Here is a 2532-nt window from a genome sequence, read left to right on the forward strand (position 1 = left end):
CCGGTATATCTGGCCTGATGGTATGCGCTCCGCTCTTCTCTGGTGGCGTCCTGCCCGCTAATGCATCTGCGGTTTCTGGAGTAAAGTGAATGGTTACCATCAGAACGGCAAATTTAGCTGACCTCAAAGCCATCACCGAAATCTATAATGAAGCGGTGCTGAACACGGACGCCTCGTTCGATATCAAGCCAAAGACCGTCACCGAACAGGAAGCCTGGTTCGCTCATCACGGCACCAGAAGACCGGTGCTGGTTGCCGAGCTGGACGGCGGCGTTGTCGGCTGGGCGTCTCTCAGCGAGTGGTCACACCACAACGCTTACGCCGATACCGTGGAGGTTTCTCTTTATGTAAAACTGATGTTCTGGAGGAGAGGTATCGGCGGGAAGCTCCTGGAAGAGATTCTTCTCGCAGGTGAGAAGGTGGGACTGCACACAGTCATTGCCCGCATCACCGCCGGCAACAGCGTCAGCATCCACCTCCACGAGAGCGCCGGTTTCGAGCACATCGGTGTGATGAGGGAGGTCGGCAGGAAGTTTGGCCGACTTCTTGACGTGCATATGATGCAGAAAATATACCCCTCACCTCAAAGCCCGGTGAAGTAACGGAAAGTCAGTAAAACAAGCTCCGCGGGAAATAGCACGGCGGCAACCCTGAAGACACCGGGGGCAATCCAGTCCGGCAGGAAAATATCGGTGACTGAACCCTTCATTGCCCCGTGCCTCTCGGCAAAGGTGGTCAGCGGGCACTTCCACTCATTGAGCATCAGCATCACCCCGTTGATTAGAATTGAGCCGATGGCTAGCAGCAGGAGCAGGTTGTAAGCCCTGACGATGCCGGCGTACAATATATAGAAGAGGCAGGCCGCCTGGAAAAAGAAGATTATCGTATGAATGTATTTAAGCAAAAGCAGCTTATTCAACATGTGGCAATATAATAAAGCATGAAGATAGTAGATGACAACCGGAAATCATTATTTGAGCCGGGATACCTGTCCCTTTACCGCTCCGGTGAGTTAAGACGCCGGGCGGAAGTACTTAAGTCGCGGCTCAGCACCTGTGATATTTGCCCCCGGGTGTGCGGCGTCAACCGGCTGAAGGGAGAAAGGAAATTTTGTCACTCGGGCTATTTACCCATTGTTTCCTCATTTTGTGCCCATCATGGCGAGGAACCGGTCCTTTCCGGGAGCCGCGGCTCCGGGACGGTATTCTTCGGTAACTGCAACCTGAGGTGCGTCTACTGCCAGAACCACCAGATAAGCCAGGACTGGACTAAACAGCAGGCGAAGGAAGTAGACGTTCGCACTCTGGCGGAATACATGCTTTACCTCCAGAACGTACTGGGCTGCCATAATATCAACTTCGTTTCCCCCTCCCACTTCGTCCCCCAGCTGGTGCGGGCGGTGCTGGAAGCGGTGCCGATGGGACTGCGCCTGCCGCTGGTCTACAACAGCAGCGGCTATGATTCGGTTAGCTCACTGGAGTTGCTCGACGGCATCATCAGCATCTACCTGCCGGACCTCAGGTACGCCTCCGATAAATGGTCGGTGAAGTTTTCCCAGGCTCCTGATTACGTATTGCATAGCCGCGCTGCCATCAAGGAGATGTACCGGCAGGTGGGAGAGGTGGTGCTGGATGGAGCCGGACTGGCGCAACGTGGACTGATTGTGCGTCACCTGATACTGCCCAACGGACTGGCCGGCAGCGAGGAATCGCTCACCTGGCTGGCGGAGGAGGTCTCGCCCGCGGTTACGGTAAGCATCATGGCTCAGTACTTTCCGGCGCACCGCGCCGGGAGGATTCCCCTTCTGTCCAGGACAATATCAGCCGCAGAGTATGCGGAGGTCGTCAAACTGGTGAACAGGTTGGGACTGGAGAACGGCTGGCTGCAGGAGCTGGGAGCATCCGGGAACTATGTGCCTGATTTCGCACGCCAGGAGCACCCGTTTGAGTAGGCGGCAGTTAGTCCATGGTAAGGCTTTCTATTCTTAGCCTTTCCGCTTCCGCTTGGTGAAGCCGAAGCGGATCTTCTTGCCGTTTTGACTGTCTTTCTTATTTACGTTTTCAATAAAGGTTTTTAAGTCGGGAAGCGGTTTATCGGTCATTACAAAGTCCTTTTCTGGCTGGTCGCCTGATTTATGGTTCATTGTACCATATACCGTAACGTAAAACCAGTTTTAGATTAAGTTCGCTTGGAGCGGTTCATCCGCTGCGCTTTTTGCAAACGCTCTGACTTGCGACTTATAGTGCCGTATATGAAAACTCCAACTATACTTGCCACATCCACTGTTCCCAAAGTAGCACCAGCCCAATCGTGTCCATTGTATATCAAGAATACTGCTCCAGCCAAGAACAGAAAGGCAATAAACCCTCCAACCCATAGACCAAGATTTGCCCGTTTGCTGTCTCCAATGATAACCGTCCTTTCCAAGATTTGTCTGTGGTTAGCTTGGTTCTCAGCCATTCGGAAAATACGCTCAGTAGAACCTGGGAGTATGTTCTCATATTCCTTTAGGATTAAAGGATAAGGTATTGG

The 2532-nt window shown here is 53.0% G+C and carries 5 protein-coding genes; 2 read left to right on the forward strand and 3 right to left on the reverse strand.

Translation table 11 applies throughout. The features are described from left to right. The first annotated feature begins 89 nt into the window (after window positions 1-89). Window positions 90-602 carry an N-acetyltransferase family protein gene (locus Q8Q07_03030; protein MDP3879266.1) on the forward strand — a complete coding sequence of 171 codons (513 nt, stop codon included), beginning with the start codon at window positions 90-92 and terminating at the stop codon, window positions 600-602. On the opposite strand, the gene Q8Q07_03035 is transcribed toward Q8Q07_03030, so the two are convergent. Then, window positions 584-904 (reverse strand): hypothetical protein, encoded by a 321-nt coding sequence (locus Q8Q07_03035; GenBank protein ID MDP3879267.1) that lies wholly within the window; start codon window positions 902-904, stop codon window positions 584-586. The genes Q8Q07_03030 and Q8Q07_03035 overlap by 19 nt on opposite strands. Before the next feature lie 36 nt (window positions 905-940). Between Q8Q07_03035 and Q8Q07_03040 the strand changes: the two genes are divergently transcribed. Further along, the gene (locus Q8Q07_03040; GenBank protein MDP3879268.1) at window positions 941-1951 is read left to right on the forward strand and encodes a radical SAM protein; all 1011 of its coding nucleotides are present in this window, start codon (window positions 941-943) and stop codon (window positions 1949-1951) included. Between the two features lie 33 nt (window positions 1952-1984). On the opposite strand, the gene Q8Q07_03045 is transcribed toward Q8Q07_03040, so the two are convergent. Continuing rightward, window positions 1985-2143: a hypothetical protein gene (locus Q8Q07_03045; protein ID MDP3879269.1), complete on the reverse strand. Its 159-nt coding sequence runs from the start codon at window positions 2141-2143 to the stop codon at window positions 1985-1987. A 35-nt stretch (window positions 2144-2178) separates the two neighbouring features. After that, a partial coding sequence (locus tag Q8Q07_03050; GenBank protein MDP3879270.1) for a DUF2335 domain-containing protein occupies window positions 2179-2532 on the reverse strand: 354 nt, incomplete at its 5' end.

The organism is Dehalococcoidales bacterium, assembly GCA_030698765.1.
Lineage (GTDB): Bacteria > Chloroflexota > Dehalococcoidia > Dehalococcoidales > UBA2162 > JAUYMF01.

What these genes read in the sequence shown, in the direction of transcription:
- Q8Q07_03040 (MDP3879268.1), top strand. Translation starts at nt 941, where the DNA reads ATGAAGATAGTAGATGACAACCGGAAATCATTATTTGAGCCGGGATAC.
- Q8Q07_03045 (MDP3879269.1), bottom strand. Translation starts at nt 2,143, where the DNA reads ATGAACCATAAATCAGGCGACCAGCCAGAAAAGGACTTTGTAATGACC.
- Q8Q07_03030 (MDP3879266.1), top strand. Translation starts at nt 90, where the DNA reads ATGGTTACCATCAGAACGGCAAATTTAGCTGACCTCAAAGCCATCACC.